The 25,220-nt window shown below is 40.6% G+C and carries 19 protein-coding genes; 12 read left to right on the forward strand and 7 right to left on the reverse strand.

Annotated elements, in window-relative coordinates; all coding sequences use genetic code 11:
* Positions 1–16 precede the first annotated feature (16 nt).
* From RMX98_RS21360 to hpsE (RMX98_RS21375), 4 genes are all read right to left on the reverse strand, one after another.
* Positions 17–907 (reverse strand): glycosyltransferase family 2 protein, encoded by an 891-nt coding sequence (locus RMX98_RS21360; protein WP_322677542.1) that lies wholly within the window; start codon positions 905–907, stop codon positions 17–19.
* Between the two features lie 12 nt (positions 908–919).
* Positions 920–2,050, reverse strand: coding sequence for a glycosyltransferase family 4 protein (locus tag RMX98_RS21365; RefSeq protein ID WP_322677541.1), 1,131 nt, complete (start codon positions 2,048–2,050; stop codon positions 920–922).
* A gap of 223 nt (positions 2,051–2,273) precedes the next feature.
* On the reverse strand, positions 2,274–3,332 hold the full coding sequence (hpsE, locus tag RMX98_RS21370; RefSeq protein ID WP_409881437.1) for a hormogonium polysaccharide biosynthesis glycosyltransferase HpsE: 1,059 nt from the start codon (positions 3,330–3,332) through the stop codon (positions 2,274–2,276).
* Positions 3,302–4,264: a hormogonium polysaccharide biosynthesis glycosyltransferase HpsE gene (gene hpsE / locus RMX98_RS21375; RefSeq protein ID WP_322677540.1), complete on the reverse strand. Its 963-nt coding sequence runs from the start codon at positions 4,262–4,264 to the stop codon at positions 3,302–3,304. Before hpsE (RMX98_RS21375) ends, hpsE (RMX98_RS21370) begins: the two co-directional genes overlap by 31 nt.
* Positions 4,265–5,408: 1,144 nt before the next feature.
* Here hpsE (RMX98_RS21375) and hpsA point away from each other — a divergent pair.
* From hpsA to RMX98_RS21430, 11 genes are all read left to right on the forward strand, one after another.
* A complete protein-coding gene (gene hpsA, locus RMX98_RS21380) occupies positions 5,409–9,794 on the forward strand; it encodes a hormogonium polysaccharide biosynthesis protein HpsA (RefSeq protein WP_322677539.1) in 4,386 nt (1,461 codons plus the stop codon).
* A gap of 24 nt (positions 9,795–9,818) precedes the next feature.
* The gene (locus RMX98_RS21385; protein WP_322677538.1) at positions 9,819–10,529 is read left to right on the forward strand and encodes a hypothetical protein; all 711 of its coding nucleotides are present in this window, start codon (positions 9,819–9,821) and stop codon (positions 10,527–10,529) included.
* A 363-nt stretch (positions 10,530–10,892) separates the two neighbouring features.
* Positions 10,893–11,948 carry a type II secretion system protein J gene (locus RMX98_RS21390; RefSeq protein ID WP_322677537.1) on the forward strand — a complete coding sequence of 352 codons (1,056 nt, stop codon included), beginning with the start codon at positions 10,893–10,895 and terminating at the stop codon, positions 11,946–11,948.
* A 17-nt stretch (positions 11,949–11,965) separates the two neighbouring features.
* Positions 11,966–12,484, forward strand: a complete 519-nt coding sequence (locus RMX98_RS21395; protein WP_322677536.1) for a type II secretion system protein — start codon at positions 11,966–11,968, stop codon at positions 12,482–12,484.
* A gap of 217 nt (positions 12,485–12,701) precedes the next feature.
* A complete protein-coding gene (locus tag RMX98_RS21400; protein ID WP_322677535.1) occupies positions 12,702–13,349 on the forward strand; it encodes a TIGR04282 family arsenosugar biosynthesis glycosyltransferase in 648 nt (215 codons plus the stop codon).
* Positions 13,350–13,894: 545 nt separating this feature from the next.
* The gene (locus RMX98_RS21405) at positions 13,895–14,737 is read left to right on the forward strand and encodes an HpsJ family protein (RefSeq protein ID WP_322677534.1); all 843 of its coding nucleotides are present in this window, start codon (positions 13,895–13,897) and stop codon (positions 14,735–14,737) included.
* Between the two features lie 254 nt (positions 14,738–14,991).
* Positions 14,992–15,903, forward strand: coding sequence for a glycosyltransferase family 2 protein (locus RMX98_RS21410; RefSeq protein WP_322677533.1), 912 nt, complete (start codon positions 14,992–14,994; stop codon positions 15,901–15,903).
* 628 nt (positions 15,904–16,531) lie between these two features.
* Positions 16,532–17,296 (forward strand): DUF502 domain-containing protein, encoded by a 765-nt coding sequence (locus RMX98_RS21415; RefSeq protein ID WP_322677532.1) that lies wholly within the window; start codon positions 16,532–16,534, stop codon positions 17,294–17,296.
* Positions 17,297–17,418: 122 nt separating this feature from the next.
* Complete coding sequence (nusB, locus tag RMX98_RS21420) at positions 17,419–18,060, forward strand: transcription antitermination factor NusB (protein ID WP_322677531.1); 642 nt, start codon at positions 17,419–17,421, stop codon at positions 18,058–18,060.
* Positions 18,061–18,374: 314 nt separating this feature from the next.
* Complete coding sequence (gene ftsY, locus RMX98_RS21425; RefSeq protein ID WP_322677530.1) at positions 18,375–20,039, forward strand: signal recognition particle-docking protein FtsY; 1,665 nt, start codon at positions 18,375–18,377, stop codon at positions 20,037–20,039.
* Positions 20,040–21,152: 1,113 nt separating this feature from the next.
* Positions 21,153–22,538: a PP2C family protein-serine/threonine phosphatase gene (locus RMX98_RS21430; RefSeq protein ID WP_322677529.1), complete on the forward strand. Its 1,386-nt coding sequence runs from the start codon at positions 21,153–21,155 to the stop codon at positions 22,536–22,538.
* A 49-nt stretch (positions 22,539–22,587) separates the two neighbouring features.
* Here the strand turns inward: RMX98_RS21430 and petA are convergent, their stop codons facing one another.
* Positions 22,588–23,589: a cytochrome f gene (petA, locus tag RMX98_RS21435; RefSeq protein WP_322677528.1), complete on the reverse strand. Its 1,002-nt coding sequence runs from the start codon at positions 23,587–23,589 to the stop codon at positions 22,588–22,590.
* Positions 23,590–23,695: 106 nt separating this feature from the next.
* Complete coding sequence (gene petC, locus RMX98_RS21440) at positions 23,696–24,235, reverse strand: cytochrome b6-f complex iron-sulfur subunit (protein ID WP_322677527.1); 540 nt, start codon at positions 24,233–24,235, stop codon at positions 23,696–23,698.
* Between the two features lie 229 nt (positions 24,236–24,464).
* On the opposite strand from petC, the gene RMX98_RS21445 reads away from it, so the two are divergent.
* Positions 24,465–24,773, forward strand: a complete 309-nt coding sequence (locus RMX98_RS21445; protein ID WP_322677526.1) for a DUF3067 family protein — start codon at positions 24,465–24,467, stop codon at positions 24,771–24,773.
* A 71-nt stretch (positions 24,774–24,844) separates the two neighbouring features.
* Here the strand turns inward: RMX98_RS21445 and RMX98_RS21450 are convergent, their stop codons facing one another.
* Complete coding sequence (locus RMX98_RS21450) at positions 24,845–25,177, reverse strand: tRNA-binding protein (RefSeq protein WP_322677525.1); 333 nt, start codon at positions 25,175–25,177, stop codon at positions 24,845–24,847.
* Between the last annotated feature and the right edge of the window lie 43 nt (positions 25,178–25,220).

A 25,220-nucleotide genomic window follows, 5' to 3' on the forward strand; every position in this document is an offset into this window, starting at 1 on the left:
AAAGTTGCACACGGCGTTATGTACTAGCCTTAACCAATTTTTTCCACAAGTGCTGACTTATATACGTTGGGGAGATAATAAAAGCCTTCACCAACATTTGTATAGCAAAGAAAAATTTCTTTTTTTCACCCCATAATATTCTTGCTAATCTCATAGCATTGTGACTTCTAGTCTCGATTTCAAAATGTTTATAAGGCAGACTCAACTCATGTGTAAAAAATATGTCCAATAAATCAAATGTCTCTTTTACCCAAAGTTTATAATCTCCTGTAAGATTACTCGAATGAGAATATTTAGTTACCAAATAATAAGGAACATGAGCAGCATTTCCTAAGCAAAATAATCGTAAAAATAGTTCTTTATCCTGACAAATCTTGAGGCTTTCATTAAAATAGCCTGCTTTATTTAAAGCATTTTTACTTACCACTACAATTGATGCTGTAAGTATAAAATTTTCAGATAATAAATGATAAGTTAGATCGGGATATGCTAGCCAAGGCTGACAACTGAACTTTTCAATTTTTCCATCTTGCATCTGGTGGATACATCCACAAAAAACTATTACATTATCAGGACTACTCTCAATATATTGAATTTGGGTTTCTAAATACTTAGGCAACCATTCGTCATCAGAATCCAAGAAAGCTATAAAACTGCCTCTTGCAATCCTAATTCCCTCATTCCTTGCCCCACCAGCACCACAATTTTTTGGTAAACTAACGCAACGAACACTAGGATATTTTTCTGCAATAAAACTTGTAGTTCCATCGGTTGAGGCATCATCAACTACAACCAACTCATAATCAGTATATGTTTGATTTAAAACACTATTGATAGCTCTTTCTAAATAATGTTTCCGATTATAGGTAGGAATAATTACTGAAACTTTTGGTTCATTTGTTTGCATATTAATTAACCTTTAATTTTTAAATTTTAAGATAACTTTTTCAACGCCATCAACCATTTTATCTACATTAAAACTACGTAATATATGTTCCTGACATTTCACACTTAACTGAGGATCTAAATTTTTCCATTTCAATACAAAATTCAAAGTATCTGCCAAATCCTGTACATTCCCCGGCTCACAGAGCATTTTTTGAAACTCTCCTGTCAATATTTCAGGTATTCCACCAGTACGACTAGCGATCGCAGGAGTTCCACAAGCCATTGATTCAATAATTGCTCTACCAAATGGTTCAGAATGTAAACTAGTTAAAACTGTCACATCACTTATTTGATAAAGAGGAATAGGATTAGTTAGATGACTAAGAAATTTAACAGAGTCTGCTATCCCCAGTTCAAATGTCAAATCTTCTAGAGACTTTTTATATTCTTCTGTATGACGTAATGGTTTACCAGCAATCAATAACTTGGCATTCTTGTGAGTTTTGAGAAATAAAGAAAAACTCCTAATCAGTGTTTCGAGTCCCTTCTCCTTATCCAATCTTCCAATGTAGGAGATAATTTCTACATCATCAGAAATACCCCATTCATTTTTAAGGATTGATACATGGGTTGATGGTTGAAATTTATCAGTGTTAATTCCGTTGTGTACAACCTCAATTTTATCTTCTTTAAAACCTTGCTTTATCCAATCTATTTTGGTCTGATTGGAAACCGCAATCAAATGTTTTGCACCGAACATTCCAATACTCCACTGCAAACCAAGTTTTTTGATTTGTGGTGGCGGCAGGCGAAGATGACAAACAAAGGGTATATTCTTGGATAATGCTAATGTATAAGCAAAAAAACTATTATGATATTGGTTGCTGTAGACTATGCTATCTTTAGTAGTTTTTATTTTTCTAGTATCTATAAAAAAGTTTTGCAGTGAATTAATTATGTTTTTTCGTTCAATTCTGAAACCATTAACTTTTACTATTTCAGTGCAAAAAACACGATACTGCTGAAGTAAATTGCCTTCTTTTGTGTAAAGTAAAGTAATAGTGTGTCCACGTTTATGTAGACCAAGACAAACATCAAATAGGCTTAACTCTTGTCCGCCACGTAGAGATGATACTTCATTTTCTAAAACAATAATATGCATAAAAAATCGTAAAAGGCGCAAAATTACTAATTAATTACCAAGTTGTTTATATTATTTTGATACTGTTTCTAACATAATTGTTGATGAAGATTATCTTAAAGATGATCATTTTTTAGGATATTCATTACTTAGTATGCTAAATCAGTCTGCTAACAAGATTGAAACCATTGTTAGGCAATAAGAGCAGTCATTATTCTGGGAATTTTATGCTTATGTGCGAAATTTAGGCTTCTAACCTAGATTTTAAATTCGAGTTCTGATGCTTTAAAAATTCAGCATTATAGGTACTAAATAGCCATTTTTTAAAAGCCATTTTACACAAATAGAAAGGACTAATAACAGTAGCAATTAGTCGTTTCATTTCACAGGCGGCAACAATATCGCTTTTCAAAACTCTTCGATATACAATAAAATGCAATATTGCTTTGCGTATATCATTGATAAAATACATCAAAAAGACTAAAGGTCTTTGCCAACTTGTAAGAAGCTGCATACGCAAGTAATAACGAGCTAAACCAACCCCATGCATTAGAGAAATTAAGTAATTTTTTTCTAATCTCCAAGATGGAATGATGTGGCTTACTACCATTGCCGGGTTGTACCAAATTTCCCACCCAGCCTTATGAATATATAGTAAAGATTCAGCATCTTCACTCCCTAACATAGATGAACCAACTCTACCTATTAAAAAAAGGCGAATAGGAACATTATCTCTCCATACATTTCTGCGTACAACCAAGCCAGCCGAAGGAGGAAAGCCTTTCTTGCAAGCTTCGTATATATGAGGCTTATCACCTCTTTCTGTAATTGCAAGATAAAATAAAATTGGCTTGAAAGATTCTGGCGGTTCTACTTCAAAATTCCCATGAATTTGACTAGCCCAAGCTCCTGCTTGAGGGTGTTCTTGTGCAAATTTATATGCTTCTATAATCCAGTTATGTGCAGGCAAATTGTCATCATCTAAAAAACCGACAATTTCACCTCTTGCTTCTAAAATACCTTTTGATCTTGCAAATGCTGCCCCTTGTTCTGCTTCAAAAATATATTTCAATTGAAACGGATAGCTCCAACTTTGTTGGTATTCGTGTATTACCCTTGCTGTAGCATCTGTACTATTATTATCAACAACAATAATTTCCCAATTGAGGTTTTCTACTCTTGTCTGATGAAGTAGTTGATCTATAACTACAGGTAAACGAAGCTCGCCATTGTAAGTTGGAATTACTACTGTAAAATCGATGAAAGCCATTTTTAACTCTGGTTTAAATACCGGGTTTTCCATAAGTAAATAGGACTGATCAAACTACTTAATATCAGTTCCATCTCACAAGCCGCTACTAGGTCGGTTTTAACTTGTGTGCGATACTTTAGCAAGTGAAAGAGAATTTTACGTATGTCGTTGGTCATATAAGCAATTATTGCCAACGGTATGAGCCAAGGTTTAACACTGATCATACGAGTGACATGGCGGCTGAGTCCAATTCCCCGAAAAAATGGAATTAAGTAGTCTCTTTGTAAGCGCCAACTAGGTATCTTGTGATGCACTTGCATCGTAGGGGTATACCAAATTTCCCAGCCTGCTTTTTGGATATATGACAATACTTCCAAATCTTCACTGGTTAACATATTCCCTGTGACTCTACCTGTTAAAACACAAGCTACAGGAACGCTCTCCAACCAAGCTTGCTTACGTACAACGACTCCAGCTGAGGGCGGAAGTAATTTTTTGCGAGGTTCATACAAAAGAGGCTGTGAGCCACGCTCTGTAATTGCTAAAAATGGAGCTATTCGATGAAAATTTTCTGGTGGTTTTACCTCAAAATTCGGGTGAATTTGACTCCCATAGGCACCAGCTTTCGGGTACTCTTGTGCAAAAGCATAAGCTGCTGCAACCCAATCTAATGCTGGTAAGTTGTCATCATCAAGAAAACCAATGAGTTCAGCATGACTTTCATGAATAGCCCGTTTTCTAGCGAAGGCTGCACCTTGTTGTGGTTCAAAACAATAAATGAGCCGATTAGTAGCTGACCAATTTGCTTGATATTCTTGGACAATCTTGGCGGTGTTGTCTGTGCTGTTGTTATCAATGACAATAACTTCCCAGCGAAGAGATTGGATGTTAACTTGGGTTCGCAACAGTTCCAAAACTTCAGGCAAACGCTTCTCACCATTGTAGGTGCAAATGGCTACAGTAAAGTCAGTGGATGTGGTCATGTTCAGCAATCTCGTGCAAATGTGGGTTGACAGCAACAGCATTTTATCGACAAGGTGTCGGCGTGTTGGCTGAATTTTTTCCTATTTGTGAGTTTCTGCTTTGGATAGTAAAATCCTTTTGAAAGCAGGCTGCCTGAGGAACAAGTAAAGATCAAGCATTATCCTCAAATTTATATTACCCACATAATTAGACAAACTAACGCTTTGCCTTATCTCATACCACAGACCTTATTTGTATGGTGTGCGAAGCGCAGCACAAGCGCGATAGGCAGGGAGTAGGGATGAAGGAATGAGTCTCTTCGACTTGTACGGAGTTTTTTCACGCAATTAAATAAGAGTTTTATAGGAATCCGATTTGATTCCTGAACTGATTTGCGTAGACAAGGAATAGGCAATAGGCAACGGGAAATAAAGCATCGTAGTTGTACTGAGCTTGTTGAAAAATCAAATACTAATTCTATATAGGACTCATATTTGATTGCGTGAAAAAAATTCGGTACACCTTAATCTTCTAAAATCCTCTTGCCTATTGCCTTTTGCCTATTGCCTACTAAGCCAAGTGATTTCAGTAATCAAACCGGATTCCTATATATTTGGTAAGTGTGAAGTAACTGACAGAAAGGCAAATAATTTTTTTTCCCGCTCCCACCACCGCACTAAGCACCTTCAGCAAGCCAACCTGTAAAGTAAAAGCCTTTGGTAGCCTCTAAGTAATTGCTAGGTAAAACTCAACCTGTCTACTAAAGCAATCAAGACCATAGAAATTAAACGCTTGGAAACTCAAAACAAGTAGCAATTAGTCTTAATCATTATTAAAGCCTCGGTTTTTTGCCATTCTGTAAATATTCTTTATAAAAAATTTAGGGTGCATTCATAATACACCCTGAAAATTTGTAAAAATTTCATCTAGTTTTTGTAGTTGACGGTGATAGTTTTTGCCAAGTAAGTGGGTAATCTCTGATCATCAGTATAGATTGGGTAAAAGCCAATACCATTACTGAAATAAAATTTCATCCAAAAAGCACAGGTCTTTGTCCAATACTTTCCTGTTAAAGCTAGAGCATCGATTCAGTAATCAAAAACGTAATCCCCCTTCTGTACAAGGGAAGGGGGAGCTAAAATCTTTGGTTTTAATAATGCACCTATGACTAAGCGCAAATACATCAGAGCATTTACCCGCTTTCTGCGGCAAGTTATTAAATTACAAAAAACTTTAAAAACATCAGCTATTCGCTGGTTAGCGCGTGTTTTACGTGTGAATTTCCAGCGACACCAAGGTGGGTTTGTATTGCCAACAACCGTTATGCTGTTGTTGATCGTAACTTTAGTAGTCTCAGCTATAATCTTTCGCACTTTCAGTCGTAGCAGTCAGGTTATTAGCGAACGTCAACAACAGATTATTTACAATGCAGCCACACCAGCAGTAGACCGGGCTAAGGCAAAGCTAGAGTATCTTTTTAGACAAGATACTCGTTTACCTGCTGGGGTAGCATCAGATAGCACTATACAGAGTATTCTTGCAACACCCGCCAGTGGGACTGACATTTATACACTCCCTGGTGAGACACGCCTCGCCAATTTTCAGGACTCTAACAGCAACCCTGGCATTGGCTGGTATTTTACACAAAACAATCAAACTATTGCCTATTCAATTATTTTTAAGAAGCAAGCAACAAGCGCAGATGCGACTACTACTTATGCTGAAGTAACAAATGCTGATACTGCAAAAGCACCTTACTTTGTTGTTCGCAACGGCCCGGTGAATACCAATAAATCTACAGCAGACAAATGCGGTGGTGCAGTTCAATTGGCAGCCAACGAAAAAGATTGGCAGCCTATTAATGCTGCAACTTTAGCTAAGACTTTTCAAGTTAACGCTTTTGTTGTAGCAAATCCTGACAAACCAAATAGAACTGTAACTACACTAGAGTTGCAACAAGATAGACAAGTAGATAAAGGTAATAAATGGGGAGCTTATTTCCGTTATGACTTTGAAGTAGCTCAAGATCCTAACTTCCGTTGGAACGGAGCTATACATAGTGATGGAAATATGTTTTTTGGCTCATATAGCAATCCTTTTAAATCTTACTTAATTAGTTCTCCCTCTTCTTGTGTCAATACTTCAGCTAGTGATTCTAAAGTTACAGTCAGTAGTTATACTGATACGTCAGGCGCTACTACCTTTCAAGGTCAAATAGTTGCAGGTAGATTAAGCAAAGCTGAAGGTAACAATGGCCAACAATTCGGGGGTTCATCAACATTTGACTTATTTAACGGTAATGGAAATCCTCCAACCCAAGATCAAGGATTCGGCGAAACAACAGATTCAGTCACTCCCACAACAGGCAAAACACCTGCTGATATGGCCCTTGATCCAGTAGCTTTATTGACACAGGATGTATTTAAAGCTAGAGGTTCTGATACAACAAACACAACATATAGAGATACTGCATGGACAACTAGGAATTTCTTTACAAGTAAAAGAATTTTTAATGAAGAAACAAATCCGCCTTATCTAGATGATACTTATCGGGCTGATGACCGTTATGGACCAAACCCTACTTATGATGGTAAGCCCATTAGTACTAGTCTAGTAAAAATACCATCAACCAATAAAGTCGGCGAGCCGATTACTTCCAGTAACGCTGGTACAAATTATGATTCTCTCACCAGAAATACCCCCCCAGACCCGAAAAATCCAGATGCTTTGGGTTTAGATGGCTATTGGGAGCGACGAGCAGTCACAGGGGGTTTGCGAGTGATTGTAGGGCAAAGACTGGAGTTAGGTGATCCGCTTGGAACTGCATCCAGTCTCCCTTCTGGTAGGCAACATGAGTTTCTTCAGCGCCGCACTCAAAGAGATAATTTAGCTGCGGTGCAAGCTACTTCTGTATATCACTATCAAAGTGGAAGTGGACTAACTCCTGTGGCTTGTATGGCAACTACGGTGCATCCAGGAACAGCAGAAACTCTTAGGCAAAGTGCCACCTTTGACACTCTAAGGATTCAAGGCTCATCTACTTTTGTTGATAAACTTCTTACCGACTTTTTCACAGGCAGAGGCACTAATGGTTGGGAGTTTAGTAGTCCTCCTACTAGCAGTGCTGCTTTAACGGCTTTAAGCAACGCGCGGGCGAACCTGGCATATTTTGCAGGTGATCCAGATGGTGCTTTTCCACCGAAACAAGAAGCATCTACATCAACGATCATGCATCCCTATCCTGAGCTAACCAAATATGGAAATTTTTCTAATCTGCGACGATCGCTATCCGGTACAAGTATTGCAGATCAATCATACCGAGATACGGCGAATTGTATGTTGGGGATGCTAGCTTACAACATCAGCTATCTCAACGGCTATGATTACAGCCTCAACTGGAGTACTGCTGCACTGAAGCCAAATGCGCTTTTAGATGATTTGGATACAGCTATTGCTAATCTTAGCCCTCTGCCTAGCACCCCAGATCAAGCGATCGCAGCTTTAAATGCGTCTGCTGTGGCCAATAAAGATAAATTGGTGAAATTGGCACGGCTAATTGCCACCAAAGAGCAAGTAGAACTGGATCGCAGAAACGGTGCAACTCCTGATTGTGGCAAAGCCAAGTTTCGTTCTACAAGTCCCACAGATGTGAAAGGTTTGGATATATTGTGTCCGAGTGGCGTTAAATATAATGCCTTGTATTACATTTTCCCCACCAGCGATCACGCTGAAGACCGGACTGACTCATATATCACTGGTGCAACAGTCAACCCAACTTCTGTAACTGATCGCTACAAAACTATCAATATTGCAGATATAGCAATTACCCCAAACATAGGAACTTGGACGATTCCCAGGAGTGCCGCTATAGCTACCAACGATACTAATATTGCTACAATACCAGGTCAGCCCGGCAGCCTACCCAATAGCAACACAACAAACTACAATAACCTAGTTAAATACACTGACGCAACGCCTAATACGACATACTACCAAGTCGCCTTTAAAGATGCTGCCTTGTTTAACGGGCGGGAGATGATGAGCGTGCGGGCATTAGATGTTGACCTCAACTTACTGCGAAGTACAACTGGCCCAGGTACTGATAAATGGCTACCGATTAACGATAACACTGCCACCGATCCTAACGCTCCGCCTCCCAATGGTATATTTTATGCCTTTCGAGAAGATGCTGTGAGGGAAGATGGTATTGCCAGACCCGCAGGAGCAAGCAATACTACCAACATGAATGCTCAACCTGGTAATCTTAAAGACCCGCTCATCGACAATATAAATGGCATTTCTACCAAATCTGTAGACTACTACGCAGATCCAGATCGTCGTCCTTATGGGTTCCGCTTGAAAAATGGTTCTAGGTTAGATAGGGGGACTAACACTGCTGGTATGTCCTTTATTTCCAACAACTCTGTTTATATTCAGGGAGATTTCAACCTCCATAGCACTGATGGTACTACTACTGCCAGCAATTTATTAGAAGAATTTGCCAATAGTAATCCCAGCAGTTCTACTCCCGACAGCGACGGTAAAGGCAAGCTAAAAGATGATTGGAGCAATTTTTATCTCAGAACTAGAAAAGATACCAGATTTGCCAGTCCATCATCAGATACTTGGCGACCTACAGAAGTACTGGGCGATGATGTTAATATTTTGTCCAATCAATTCTGTAATGGCAGCATAGAAGATGGAATTATCTATCCTGGTAGCGCTCCTTCAAGCTCAATCTTAAGTAATTACGGTTGTAGCTCAAGTGCTAGATACACTTCCTACCTCAACCAAAACCGTCCTAAATACTCACTAGATTCATCTAATATTCCTGCTGCTGATAGGACTCCTTCAGGAACTACTAATACTTGGATTAGGGCTAATCCTTACGATTCAACTTTAACTTCACCAATTGACATTGACCCAAATGGCAAACCCAGGTACTGCAAAAGTAATACCATACCTTGTCCAGATGCTGATAAAAGATCATACGAAAACGTTACTGGTATTAGCGGCGACTACCCCCACAGCTACCTAAGATTTCAAGATCAAGATGGCGATTGCAATGTTGGTGGTAATAGAAAATGTATTGGTACTGCTAATACTACTAGGGTCAATACAATTATCGTTCAAGGTATCATCCCCTCTAGAGGTGGGCAGTCTTATGGAGGCTTCCATGTTTTCCCGCGAATGTTTGAAAATTGGGACTCTCAAGATTTTTTCCTGTCAGGAGCTTTTATACAATTAAGATTCAGCAATCAAGCTACAGGTAACTTTGACCAAGAAGCTTGGGAACCAGGTAATTCACCTAGTTCGAGTACTGAATATACATGGTATTTCCGTCCACCTAGCACCCGTCGCTGGGGTTATGATGTTGCCTTGCAATTTCAAACAGGAGGCCCGGTATCTCGACGCTTTGCCGTTCCTAGTACTAACCGTAGTGAAGTTTATCGGGAGTTAGCTGTAGACGACCCATATATTAAGAAATTGCGCTGTGCAAAGAAAAGTGCAAGCGGGCCCTACATCGATCCTGCTGCTTCTTGTTCTTAATACTTTCAGTTGAAGGAGGATAATATGCTACCAATTAATATCTGCTCGCATTTGTCAACAGGACTCAAAACTTATCTTGAGTTACAAAAGCCAGTTGTCAAACGACACCCGGAAGAAGGATTTACCATCATAGAATCCTTGATGGCGATGATTGTAGTTACCATAGTTGTTGTAGCAATTACTCCTCCGATTTTTTTAGCGGTAGCTACTCGCGTTCAAAATCAAAAAGCTGAACAAGCAATGCAATTGGCTCAACGCGAAGTTGATAAAGTACGTATATTGGCCGAAAAGGGAGGTTATGCCAATAGTGTATTACCCTCTCTACCTTCTACTTCATCAGAAGCAACAGGTAATGCAGAAGCAGTGGGAGCGCCTACAACTTTTCTTTCTTCTACTTATCCCTGCACTAGTTTTACTACTACTAGTCCTGCTTCATCCGAGGCTTGCCCTGTCTATATTAATAACAGTACTACACCCAGTTTTTATATACAAAGATTCCGTACTAAGGAAAAGAGTTATGGAAGCACCTCTCAAGTCGTTGCATTTCAAATGGGGGTAAGGGTGTATGCAGCTATAGCTAATGGACAGTCAGGACTGCAAACGACCCCAGCATCTCTTAAATTCACTACAGAGCAGGGACAACAGCGAAAGTATCCTTTGGCTGTGATGTACACTTCTGTGGTTCGCAGCGATCTCAAAGATTCTCTAACTAGATATAAGGAATTCTTGCAATAACCTTAGCTCGACTTTATCCAAAATTAATAACTACTTTTTCTTTACCGGACAAAAAGCTTCAACATCACAGATTATCGATAAGTTAAAAAAATAAAATTACTGTCCCACAAAGGTTTTAGCTTAAGCATTCGTGCAACGAATTCACATGAGTATAATGTTGCAATAAAAAATGGATGAAGTCGAGCCTAGAATATTGCCTAAGTAACTTAACTAAATAAAATGTAAGACTTCTACTACAAACAGATATGTTTTGACCCTCACTTCCTCCAAAACTGTTTATGAAGGAACCATAGGTCTATTTTATATTTTTTAAATTTGACCTATTTAATGTCATATTTGCTATTTTTATCAAGCTGAAAATCTATGACGAAAAGACATCTTAAATTGCTATTGAATTGGTTGTGGGTTTATTCTAAAAAAAGCCAAACAGCAGGCTTTACCCTTATAGAACTTTTGGTAGCGCTCTTAATCGCTTCTTTGATTATTTCGGCTTTGTTGTCACTGGTTGTAGATCTCCTGCAAGTTGACAGTCGGGAAAATGCCCGCAACGAAACCCAACAGGAAATGAAAACGGCGTTAAATTACATGGCAGCAGAATTACGTGAGGCAGTGTATGTTTACGACAACAATTGTATGTCAACTACAGTCCAAGGAACTGCTCCAACTGCTAGTGCTACAGCTAGTAGTGATTATTGCCCAGGGTTGCAAAACTACTTACCAACATCATTAATTACTACTACTCAAAAACCTGTTTTGGCTTTTTGGAAACCGGAAGTAATTGATGATGCTACCTTGACTACCTTGGGTACTTGCAGTGGTATAACTGACGCTACTAAAAACCAAGATTGTTTAGACCTTTTAATTAAGCGTCGGACTTATACATTGGTTGTTTATTTACAATCAACTACTTCTGGTAGCTCTTGGCGGGGAAAATCTAGGATTATAAGATATGCTCTAAGTAAATATAGTGCTATTTCCGCTAGTGACTTGACCCAATCCACAGGATATGTAGACCCATCGCAAACAGATAGTACTTCATTTCAAATATGGCCAAGAAAATCTAGTGATGGTACTAATTTGCAAGCATCTCTACCATCAACAAGTGGCGTTAATCCTGCTGCTTTAGTAGATTTTGTTGATGCTCCTGATGCAACAAATACTGGTACTTTACCTACATGTGGCACTAACTATATTCGTACTCCTTCAAGCAGCACTAGTAATAGTTTTTTTGCCTGTGTTAGGACTGCTGTGCCAGCTTCAGGATCAACAGCAGTTGCCAGTGGAGTCAATCAAGATGTAGTGATCTATTTGAGGGGTAATGCTAACGGCAAAACAGGAGTAACAACTAATAGTTATACTCCTATTTTACAAACTCAAGTACTTATGCGTGGCGTTATTAATAAAATTCCAGAATCATAGCTGAATTATAAATAAAGATGAAAAAACAATTTATATCAGAGCAATCAGAAGGTGGTTTCACTTTAATTGAACTACTTGTAGTTATTCTCATGATTGGTGTACTATCTGCGATCGCAATTCCTGGCTGGCTGGGATTTCTGAATCGCCAAAGGGTAAATACTGCAAAAAATACAGCACTGACACTATTACGTGATGCCCAAGCTAATGCCAAACGTGAAAGAGTTCTTTGGCAGGCTTGTTTTTGGGATGACGGCAATCAAGTTTTAGCTTCTATACAACCTGGAACTTCTTGTCAAACCACCAATGCAAAATCCTTGATTACAGATAACCCTAAAGCAATTGCATTTACTTCCAATTTTGATCAAATTCCTAGTACTAGCTACTATCGAGTACAGTTCAAGTATGATGGTTCTGTAAATGGACAACTGGGTAAAATTACCTTCATGCCTCGGAATAACAGTGCTACTAAAGGGTGCGTTTTCGTTTCAACTTTACTAGGCGCAATGCGGACTGATAAGGATAATGGATGTAATTAATCAATCTCAGATGAAACACGTTTATGCTCTTGAAGAAATATATAGCAATCCGATTTGATTTATAAACTTATTTGTGTAGGAAGCAATAGGTAATAGGTAATAGGCAATAGGCAATAGGCAAGAAGCCTCTTTGAGTTGTATTGAATTTTTTAATAAATCAAATATGAATCCTATATTTAAATTAAAATATTTTTAGTTTATTCAAATAAGGTATTGTGTGCTGAACTTACTAGGAAACTCGAAACAGCACCTGATTATTTTTACTCGCTATCCAGAACCGGGTAAGACAAAAACCCGATTGATACCTGTTTTGGGAACTGTTGGTGCTGCCAATCTTCAACGCCAGATGACTGAATATACAATATTTCAGGTTCAAGAATTGCAAAAAGCCATTGACATATCTGTGGAAGTGCGGTTTACAGGTGGCGATTTGCAACTTATGCAAGACTGGCTGGGGTTGGATTTGGTTTACCAGTTTCAAGGTGAAGGGGATTTAGGTTTGCGGATGGCGCGATCGCTTTTCGATGCTTTTCAATCTGGTGCAGAAAAAGTAACGATCATCGGTACAGATTGTCCTGGAGTCAATACCCAGATTTTAGCAACAGCCTTTGAAAAGTTACAGGCTTTTGATCTGGTACTTGGCCCTGCGATCGATGGTGGATATTACTTAATTGGTTTGCGCCAATCCATCCCGGAGTTATTCGTCAACATCAAGTGGGGAACTGCTCAAGTATTCCAGACAACTGTAGACATTGCCCAAAAACTTAATTTATCTTATGTGAACTTGTCGCCTTTAGCTGATGTTGACCGACCAGAGGATCTGCCGATTTGGGAACAAGCCCTTGCAAGAGAGATAGATAAATAAGGGAGATGAGAGACACACAGCAATTTTTGTATTGATGCAAGACACGCTAGGGGTACACATCTGTCAGATATGTCAACTTAAGTTAAAACGCTTATCCCACAGGCATTTTACCCCACCTCCAACTCCTCCCCGATGCTTTGGGGAGGGGCGGTTTCGGCTTTAGACAAAACCGTGGTAGGGTGACGCGGTGAGTAACCGTAAGTAAATGAACTTAGTATCACGTCTTGATGAGGCTTTCACGCTAAGTTGACACCAATGCACATTTGTGAGTCCATAGAAAATGCCTGTATTACAAGCGATTAAGTAATTAATGAGTCTTTTGCTTCAGCCACGCATTATCTTCGTATCTTAAAGCACCAGGAATTTCCTGAAGACACTATACATAACAAATGCTACTGTGGCCTAGTTGAAAACCAAGAGGCAGATAGCTTTTATCAATATTGAATCTGCTTTATATTTCTACACAACAGGCACGGTCATAGGCACAATATTTAAGTAGCTTGAAATATGAAAATCACTCGTATTCACCGCCAGTTTGAAAAACTATGGTTAACCGTTTTGCTTCCGTGAGTCCTGCCCTCACACTTAAGGTAGTTGGAATCATCTGTATTTTGTCGTTTTTCGTTGATTTTTTGATTCTATTGTTACCCTTTCAACCGACTGATCGGGTATGGCAAATCAACTTGGCAACAGCACTCGTAGATCGGGGAATTGTTCCTTTAGTAGGTTTGGGGCTTCTGTTTGCCGCCTATTGGATTGATAATGCTGATGTAGGAAGCGATCGCCCGCAAGGTGTCGATTTAAGATTTCCCGCTCTAATTCTCTCAAGTATTTTAGGGTTGATGTTCTTGCTAATTTTTCCCCTGCACCTAAACAACGTCAATCAAGCTAAGACTCAAACACTCAACCGAATCACCCAAGAAGCAGATCAGGCAGAAAATCAACTGAACACTCGGTTGTCGCAATTGCAAGCACAACTGAATACTGAGCAAGGAAAAGCGCAACTAGAGCAGCTGCGAAACCAAACCAAAGCTCAGTTTAGTGAAATCCTCAAAGATGATCAAAAATATAAGCAAGCACTTGAAAGCCCTCAAATTCCCGCAAACATTAAAGAGTTACTGAAGAAGGCTAAAACAAATCCTCAAGTACTTGACAAAGCTATCGAACAACAAACAGATGTTCAAACGCTGCAAACTCAACAACTGAGCCAAGTTCGCCAGCGCAGAGACGAAGCGCAGCAACAAGCTAAAGATACTGCTTGGAAGTCTGGGCTGCGGATTGGAATTAGCAGTTTGCTGTTATCCATTGGTTACATTATCATCGGCTGGACAGGCTTAAGAGGTAGGGGTGCTGTACAAGGTGGTAAACCTAGACCTGCTGCCCGCTAATCCACTATTGGCATGGCAGTTAAGACGTATCTAAAAATTATAAAAGAAGGCAGAAGTCAGGAGAAAAGAAGTATAATTGATTACTTTAGTTCTGAGCCAAAAACCCAGTTAAAAAAATTTAAGTGTCGGTTATTCCTGTGTCCTGCCTTCTACCTCCTGCCTCTTGAATGACGGCTGATACTGCCATGCGTCTAATAGCTAATAACAATAAAAAGACAATTATCACTGAGTAAAATCGCTATAAAACTTGGGTAATGTTCTCAATTTACATACTGACATATAACGAAGAACTAGATATTGCTGCTTGTATCGAATCGGCGATGCTATCGGATGACATTATTGTTGTGGATTCATGCAGTAGCGATCGCACTGTGGAAATCGCCAGTCGCTATCCTATCCGCGTCGTCCAACATGCTTTTGAAAGCCACGGACGCCAACGCACCTGGATGTTAGAGTCTATCCTCCCGAAGCACGAATGGGTTTACATTCTCGAAGCTGACGAGCGCATGACACCAGAACTGTTTGCGGAATGCGAAAAGGCAAGTCAGAATCCAGACTACATTGGTTACTATGTGGCGGAACGTGTGATGTTTATGAATTGTTGGATTCGCTACAGCACACAGTATCCCCGTTACCAAATGCGACTCTTTTGCCACGGTAAAGTGTGGTTCACAGACTACGGTCATACTGAGCGAGAAGTTTGTGAGGGTGCAACTAGCTTTTTAAAAGAAACATATCCACATTACACTTGTAGCAAAGGCTTGAGTCGTTGGATTGAAAAGCATAACCGTTATTCTACAGATGAAGCTCAAGAAACACTGTTTCAACTAGAACAAGGAAAGGTCAACTGGCAAGATTTATTCTTTGGTAAATCGGAAATCGAAAGACGCCGCGCCTTGAAAGATTTGTCTTTACGTTTACCCGCCAGACCGTTGCTAAGATTTGTATATATGTATTTTATCTTAGGCGGTTGTTTAGATGGACGTGCCGGAATTGCTTGGTGTACATTGCAGGCATTCTACGAATATCTGATTTTGCTCAAAGTCTGGGAAATGAAGTATCTACCAAAACCTAATTTAGATGCAACAGCAATTTTGGCAAAAGAGTCTACACAACAGGTACAGTACGCGGATTCTGAAGAAACTACACAGGTTGATGTGGCATAAAGGGAACTGAAGATTAGCAGAATTCCCAGTATAATCAATAAGCAGCGATCGCAAAATCAGAATTCAGAAGTAGGGGTGCATAGTTAGCTGTGTGCCCCTACGGCGTATTACATTTAAACAAAACCACCATAATAAATTAATATTTTTAACAGAACACTTTCATAAAAGCCGCTCCTGCTTAAATGTGAGCGACTGACCAGATAAAAGAATTCTTGGCGTTGCACAACAGTGGGATGAATTTAGGTAGGCAGGGGTACAGGGGAAGTAGGGTAAGAATTTTATAAGTTTACGAAATCGTCCCTTGATTGAGCAATACGGAATTTTTGAGTTTCCCTGATGGTACTTTTACAATCATGAGCAGCTTTTGATTGAGCGCGGTAGATTAGTAATACCTAAGGACTTGCAACAATCGTTTACAAGTCTTACAAAGAAAAGTAACATCCTCTGAAAATAACCAATCGCCATCGGATTGGTTAACGTCTATGTGTATGCTTGTAGGAAAATAGCTGATTTCCAGCAACAAGTATGTGTTTTTGAGGCAGCAACCAACTTGCTAGCGTTTTAGACAGTTACTTGTGGCAGAAACTCAAGAAAGTTGAAGTCTTCGGAATTTGACGAATCTGCTGGTATGGATACCAATAAAAAAAGTTCCTCTAGCTTAAAACAGGAGAATCGGGGCTTGGGAATCGATCGCCTAAAACAGGACTTAAAAAACGACCTGATTGCTGGTTTGTTGGTAATAATTCCCCTAGCAACCACTATCTGGCTGACCATTAGCGTTGCTACTTGGGTAATCAACTTCCTCACCCAAATTCCCAAACAATTAAATCCCTTTGATGGATTGAACCCAGTTTTAGTAAATATACTGAATTTATTAGTAGGATTAGCTGTACCCTTACTAAGTATACTCTTAATGGGCTTGATGGCTCGTAATATTGCTGGGCGATGGTTGTTAGATTTTGGTGAGCGATTATTACAGGCAATTCCTTTAGCAGGACAGGTATACAAAACTCTCAAACAGCTTTTAGAAACAATTCTAAAAGATTCTAATGGCAAGTTTCGCCGTGTAATTTTGGTAGAGTATCCCCGGCGAGGAATTTGGGCGATCGCCTTTGTCACTGGTGCAATCAGCAGTGATATCCAAGCCCAGATGCCTCGCCCCGTGCTAAGTGTTTTTATCCCTACTACCCCGAATCCGACTACCGGATGGTATGCAGTCGTTCCTGAAGATGAGGTGGTAAACCTCTCCATCTCCATTGAAGACGCCTTTAAAATAATTGTATCAGGTGGCATTGTCGCTCCCAATACGCCTTTGGTTTTCCCCAAAGAGTCCACACTGGAAATGAAACACGACGAAACCAAACAGCAGGTTATTGCCGTTGAAGAAACTTAAAATCAATCTGGCAAAGTTACAAGCAAATGCGTAATGTTGTTGTTTGACTGTGCCAAAATTGATAAACTTGTAAGTTTGTTCCGCCTAGTTAATCAGTTCTCGCACAATCACCATTCACTTTTATGCAACCCCGGAAACCTCAGCAAATTGCCCGTGAATTGGCGCTTTTAAGCCTTAGCCAATTGCCAGTCAGCCCAAAGAAATTAGAGAAATTGGAAGACGATCAACTAGTATCCAAGTTGGTGCTAGGAGCAGTACGCACTCTGACCTCAGAAGTGCAAGATACCCTCGATAATGCCGCAGGTGAACTACAACGTAGTAACGATCGCCTTTTGAGTAGCCAAACCCGGGCCTCCGACCTCAATACTGCCAGAACAATGCTTCAAGAAGCGATCGCCTGTACCCAGACGGCAATCAATCAGTTGGGTACGGCAGTTGATTTCCCCGTATTGATTCAGTTAGCTAATCAGGATAAGGGAGTTCGGAATTACGCTAAAGAGCTTGTGATTACCGTCAACGAAAATCGACACATTATAGATGAACTCATTTCTAGTGCCTTAGTAGATTGGCAAGTAACTCGTCTCGCTCAAATTGACCGCGATATCTTGCAAATCGCTGTGGCAGAAATGAAGTTCTTAGGAGTTCCAGATAGTATCGCCATCAACGAAGCTGTGGAGCTAGCCAAACGTTACAGTGGCGACGATGGTCATCGATTTATTAACGGTGTTTTGCGCCGAGTTACTGAGCAGAAGAAAACAGCATAGCCTTTTATACTTACTTCCCCAAATGAGGAGGATGAGCAAGATAAGGGGAGCAGCACTTCGGCTACGCTCAGTGACCGGGGGGCAGGGGAAGCAGGGGAAGCAGGGGAAGAGAACTATTGATTATTGACCAATGCCCAATACCCAATACCCAATACTTCGACTACGCCCTTCTCTACGAGAGGCTACTTCGGCTTCGCTCAGTACAAGTGCGCCAACGACTACGCTCAGGACAAGCTCAGTACAAGTGCCCAATGCCCCAAGTTAAATTAAACTCATAACTATAACTAATAACTCATATAATCAATACTGCTGCAATGGTTTTTAATTGGTTCCGTCGTCAACATAACGATTCCTCTAACACTTCCTCTGATAAAAAACAGCAAGAAGCCACTCCTGCACAAGAACCCCAACCAGAGCCAGCCGAAACGTCAACAGCATCAGCTGAAACTGCACCAGACACAACGGCAGATTTGTTGGCATTTGCTAAAGCTGCCTACAAAAATATTCAACAAAAACAACAAGGTGAGGTAGGAGAAACTTCATCTGATTTAGCAGATACTTCAGCACAATCTGAAACCGCAGAAACGGCAATTGCGGAAATCACTGAACCAGAAGCAACTGAGGAACCTGTTAGTACAACCCTAGAAACAGCACAGCCAGAAGTTATCCAGGCAGCTACCGAGGAAGAAAATATAGAAGATTCTTCAGTGGCAGCAATTAGCGATCAGCCAGATGTCTCTAGCCCGGAACTCACGGTAAGTGAAGTTGAACCAACATCCACCGAAGCACTAGCTACGCCAGAGGCAACACAACCAACACCACCAGCTGCCTTATCGTTCTTAGAACGGGCAGCAGCAGAACGGCAAGCAAAACTGGAACAACTAATAGCCACCGCCATTGAAGTTCCAGAACCGGAGGTAGCACAGCCAGTAGCTACAACTTCAGATGTAGAAGAAGAAATTCCTGGACTAGACTTTGATGATGGGTTTGTCTGGTCGGCGAAAGTTCTAGCAGCTCAAGGTAGGAGTGCAGAAGACGTTTCTATTGAAGAAATTACCTGGCTGAAAAAGCTCCGGCAAGGGTTAGACAAAACTCGTCGTAGTATTCTTAACCAACTGAAGGCGATCGTTGGTCAAGGGCCGCTAAACCTTGCTGCTGTGACGGAAATTGAGGCATTGCTCCTGCAAGCTGATGTGGGTGTAGAGGCGACAGACTTTATTATCAATGCTCTACAGACAAAACTTCGAGAAGAAGTTACTGCACCGGAAGAAGCGATCGCTTATCTAAAAAAAATCCTCCGGGATATGCTGGATGCGCCAAGTATTACATCCCACAAAACTACCTTTACCCCAGAAAAAGACACCTTAAACATTTGGTTAATCACTGGAGTAAATGGTGCCGGTAAAACCACTACCATCGGCAAAATTGCCCATCTGGGACAAAAATCTGGCTATAAATGCTTGATTGGGGCAGCAGACACCTTCCGCGCCGCCGCCGTGGAACAGGTGAAGGTTTGGGGTAGTAGAAGTGGCGTGGATGTAATTGCCAATCCGGGAAAGAATACAGATCCAGCAGCAGTTGTATTTGATGCGATCGCCGCAGCTCAAGCGCGTCAAACTGAATTACTTTTGGTAGATACAGCTGGACGACTGCAAAACAAGAAAAATTTAATGGACGAACTCGGTAAAATCCGGCGAATTATCGACAAAAAAGCCCCAAATGCCAAAGTAGAATCTCTTTTGGTTCTAGATGCCACTTTAGGTCAGAATGGACTGCGGCAAGCTGAAGTTTTTTCCCAAGCTGCCCAACTGAGTGGCGTTGTCTTAACTAAGCTCGATGGCACTGCCAAAGGCGGTGTTGCTCTGGCAGTTGTGCAACAACTAGGTTTACCTATTCGCTTTATTGGTGCTGGCGAAGGAATTGAAGACCTGCGCCCGTTTTCGAGCTATGAGTTTGTCGAAGCTCTCTTGAGTGGCTAATTGAAAAATTTGGAGTTAAAAATTTTTCTTGACAAACTGATAAATTTAGGGATAACTGATCTGGTATCATCACTTGAACTCACTAGAAATAAAATGCTGGAAACGGCTCAAGTCCTAAAACCATACGTTTTTCACAATCAATGTGTGACTTTTGCTAAAATTTCAACTACTTGTTCGCGCAACGGCAACCACAAAAGAAGCAACTGCTTTAGGAGTCGAAAGAGCGACACGTTGTGTTTAACTTGCTTAAGAGTAGTAGTTTGTCAAGTTTAAATTAGTGGGTAAGCAAGTTTGTAATCAGAACTTTAATCTTTATTTTCTAAGCACTAAAGTTCTGACTACAAACCCTTCATTACTAACTTGACAAAGTAGTAAATATCCGAGCTTCAACTGCCTATCCAGCGCCTACCTCAACAAAAGGACGGCTTCCGGCCTTCAGGACTTTAAAGAATCATAGACCGTGGACTCAAAAGCTCAATCTTGGGGACTGACAAAAAATAAATTATCCCAAATTATTTGTACATTTGTAGCACACCTGTGCGCTCCTACGTTCGCGGAGCGTGCCGCAGGAATGAGATGTTTTTTTTACTGAAAGTTCCTTGGCAATTATGGTATACAAATTAAGTATTTGAAGACTTATTTACATATTTTCAGGTTTGAGAATAAATGTAACTATGTTTTACCAAACCAAGCTCGATTTGAGCGCTTCTAGAGGTTTTCGATCAAAAGACTTCTAGTCTTCTTGTGCTTCTGGCCGAACAGTCACTCTCAAAGCGTTATTAATTATTCTTTGAATAAAGTATTTCTATGACTTTAGAGATATGCTTTGGGAATTAAGTTATGAAAAAAAGAAAAACCTTCTGAATTATCACCGAAACAAACTAGTAATTTTTACGGGTTGGGTTTGGACTAAAAACACATGATTTGAAATGACTAATATTCCATCAGAAATAGAATAAGCAAATAAAATACTTATAAAATTTGCCTGTTACGTCTTTATACTCTTGCTAAAATGACAGGTCTTGTCTAAATATGGTTTAACAATGCCAAAGCCAAAAGATTTATAAGTAATCTAAAATCTGCCAATATTAAAGTGCAATAATACCTGTACCTGTGTCTCAACTGCCCTCTCAACCCACTGATAACAATAGTAGTGCCGCGACAGATGTCACACCAGTCGTGGCACTTAAAGAACTTGTGGCAAGGTTGCACCGGGAACAGAACAAAATTCAAGATTTGCTCAGTTCTTTAGGATTTGCCCTGAGAAGTTTCAATAATTTGAATCAGTTTTTGGAACTGATACCACTGATGGCAACAAGAGTGACAGATGCAGACGGCAGCGCCCTGTTTCTCTACAAACCTAATGGTCAAATCAGGTTAGAACAGTTACATTGGCAAGACAGTCGCCAGCGAAAGAATATTCGCAAAGCACTAGAAATAGCTACCAGTCAAATCACACTTGTACCTAATACTGCCCCCTTAGCGAATACCACAGGAATTTTGGATGACCAGATGCATCGCTATTTGGGGCCAGATGTGCAAATCTTTGGTACGGCGATTCTGGTGAAGCATACAGAACGGGGATGGCTCTATGTCTTGAGTCGCGATCCAGAATATAGTTGGACAGAAACTAGGCAAAAGTTAGTTAGGTTAGTGGCAGATCAAACAGCAGTAGCGATCGAAAACGATGAACTAGCTGTAGAACTAAGAAAAAAAGAACGCTTAGACCAAGAACTGGAAATTGGCGCAGAAATTCAACGGCGACTTTTACCACGGCAATGCCCTACAATCCCTGGTGCAGTCCTGGCGGCACGGTGTAAACCTGCCAATCGCGTCGGCGGAGATTACTATGACTTTATTGCTACTAATAACAATAAGATTCAGCCCAAGATTAAAAGCGGTACAGAAACTAGTCGCTGGGGTTTGGTTATTGGAGATGTCATGGGCAAAGGTGTGCCTGCTGGTCTGATTATGACGATGATGCGGGGAATGCTACGGGGAGAAGTGCTACATGGTAATTCTCCAGCCAGAATTCTACAAAATTTAAATAGAGTTATGTATGCGGATTTGGAAAATTCCCACCGCTTTGTAACGCTATTTTACTCAGAATATAATCCCCATAACCGAATTTTGTCTTATAGCAATGCGGCACATAATCCTCCCTTGTGGTGGCACGCGGCGACAAAAACTGTCAGCCGTTTAGATACTCTAGGAATGCTAATCGGTTTGGATGCTAACAGCCAATATGAAGATGCCCAGGTACAATTAGAACCTGGGGATACAATTATCTACTATACAGATGGTTTGACCGATGCTGCTGCTGCTGGTGGCGATCGCTTCGATGAAGACAATTTTGTTGCTAGCTTCAATACGGCTTGCAAGTACTGCAATGGGCCACAGGAGATTGTGGATTACCTGTTTGACCAAGTTCAGCAATTCATTGGTGATGATAAGCAAAACACTGATGATATGACATTAGTTGTTCTGCAAATTTTATAAAAAAGACAGGCAAGATGCCTGTCCTACAAGGAATGATTTCGCAAAAAATTTAGAAATTCATCTCAGCAGCTTGGACTTTTTCAACCTGCTTCTTCTTCAGCACCAGCATAACTTGAGCCAACATGACAAGAGCGATGAACGCAATCAACCATTTGACTCTAGAGGCATCTTGAAGTACGATTTCTCCATCTGCTTGACCGAATCCACCGACATTCGGGTTGTTGGTCAAAGCTTCACCAGTTTTAACTGCTTGCCCTTCGGAAACAACCAATTCTGGCCCTAAAGGAATCGTATCAACAACCACATCACCCGATTCAGGTTGGATGTTGACTTGATATTTGACGTTACCATCTGCATCTTCTTCTTTGGCAATCTTGGTAATTGTGCCAGTAGCAGAAGCGTTGTAGACAGCGTTGTTGCTCTTTTCGCCAGTAGGATAAACTTGTCCACGTCCGCGATTACCACCTACGTGAACTGAATATTTACCGAAGTGGATGTTTTTGTCGGTTGCGGGGTTGGGAGAAAGAACTGGGAAGACGATTTCCTGATACTGTTCACCGGGTAAGGGACCGACGATGACGACGTTATCTTTATCTTCGCTGTAGGGTTGGTAGAAAGTGTCGCCAACTTCTTCTTTAAGTTCTTCGGAAAGACGGTCTTCAGGAGCAATCTTAAAGCCTTCAGGTAGCATCAGTACAGCACCGACGTTCAAGCCAACCTTAGAACCATCGGCACCAACCTGCTGGGCAGCCAAATCGTAAGGGATTTTCACCACAGCTTTGAATACAGTGTCAGGTAGCACCGATTGAGGTACTTCCACTTCTGTAACCTTGGCGGCTAGGTGACAGTTGGCACAAACAATCCGCCCTGTCGGTTCGCGGGGGGTTTCGGGATAGGTTTGCTGTGCCCAAAAGGGATAGGCGGCAGCAGATTGGGGAAGAGTTAGATCGCTGGTGAAGTAAAATGTCACAGTAGCGATCGCTATGAGCAATGTTTTTACAATCGCTCTAGCGCTGCGAGTTAACCTCGCTCTTAAGAAAACATTTCTCATCTCTAATAAGGGCAACGATTGAATTAGTCATTAGTCATTGGTCATTAGTCATTAGTCATTAAGCCCTGAACAAAGGACGAATGACTAAGGACTAAGGACAAAATTATTAAGCCCACCAAGCTGCATCACCCGTGCGGAAGTCGGTTTCAGTCCAAGGGGTTAAAACGATTTTGTCGTCGGTTACATTGGTATGAGCCAAAGGTAAAGACAACGGTGCTGGGCCGCGAATCACTTTACCAGTTTCGTCATACTGGGAACCATGACAAGGACATTTGAATTTGTTCTCAGCAATGTTCCAGGGCACAACACAACCTAAGTGGGTGCAGATGGCATTAATGCCATAATCTTTGATCGCCTCTTTGCTGTCTACCACAATATAGGTAGGATCTCCCTTTAGTCCTTGGACTAGGTTGCGATCGCCTGCATTACGATTTTCTAGAAATTTACTGACACTAACATCGTTACCTAGCTCGTCTTTTGCCGTTACACCACCACCAGCACCACCAGTTGCGGGTGGAATAAAGTAGTTGACAACGGGATACAATGCACCCAGAGCCACTCCAGTGACAGTCCCAAAAGTGAGCAGATTCATGAACTGACGACGCCCCATATCGGGCACGTCTGCTGATTCAGAAAATTGAGCCATAATCTACGCGCTCTTTGTGTATTTTGTTAAGCATTTTGACAAAAGTACTAGTACTTGAGGAACTCTTGTCTAAGTCGAAATGCTAGCGCTCACAACGATGCCATACTTCTTTGTTCCAAGATATAAAAAGCATCTTTTCTGTTAGCATTACATTTCTTTATATCCTTATCATACTGGAGTCACGGAACTTAACATCATAACTAAATGTAAAATCTGATTGAGAAAAGCTATGACAGGACAGGAATTACGTCAGATATTGCTTGATAAGTGGGGATATTCTTACGATGTCCAGTTCCGGCGGGCACAGGGAAAGATATTTTTGCAAGTGATGTGGAAGTATCTGGAGCAAGCTTCTTTTCCCTTGAGCGAGGCGGAGTACCAAGACCATCTCGATAGCATTGCCAATTATCTTCATGCCTTGGGTGGGTCAACACAGGTACAAACTTTTATTGCCCAAACACGCGATCGCCCCCGCCTCGGCAAAGCTGTTAGCATTCCTCTAGATTTGGGTGAACGTTCTTCTGAATGGATATTATGACCAGCTATTGCATTAAAATGAATAATTTTCTAATTAATTACAGTATTTTTCTCTAAAATTTCCATAATGTGCTAAAAAACTCTTTTGCCTACTGCCACATTTCTATCTGGCTGAATTAACACAACTTCCCCATCATTTAAAACCACTCCTAAGACTAAAACTTCCGAGATAAAATCGGCAATTTGACGGGGTGGAAAGTTAGTTACAGCTAATATTAATCTATTGATTAATTCCTCTTGTTGATAAAGTTTAGTAATTTGGGCACTAGATTTTTTGATGCCCAAATCGCCAAAATCTATCCACAATTTATAAGCTGGTTTTTTAGCTTTAGGAAAATCTTCGACTTTAATGACTTTGCCAACATGAATCTCGATTTTTTCAAAATCACTATAGCTAATAAACATTTGGTCAAAAACTGAGCAGGAAAATCTTTTTACCTATTCCAGA

Source organism: Nostoc sp. DedQUE02, from assembly GCF_034531035.1.
Taxonomy (GTDB): Bacteria; Cyanobacteriota; Cyanobacteriia; order Cyanobacteriales; family Nostocaceae; genus Nostoc.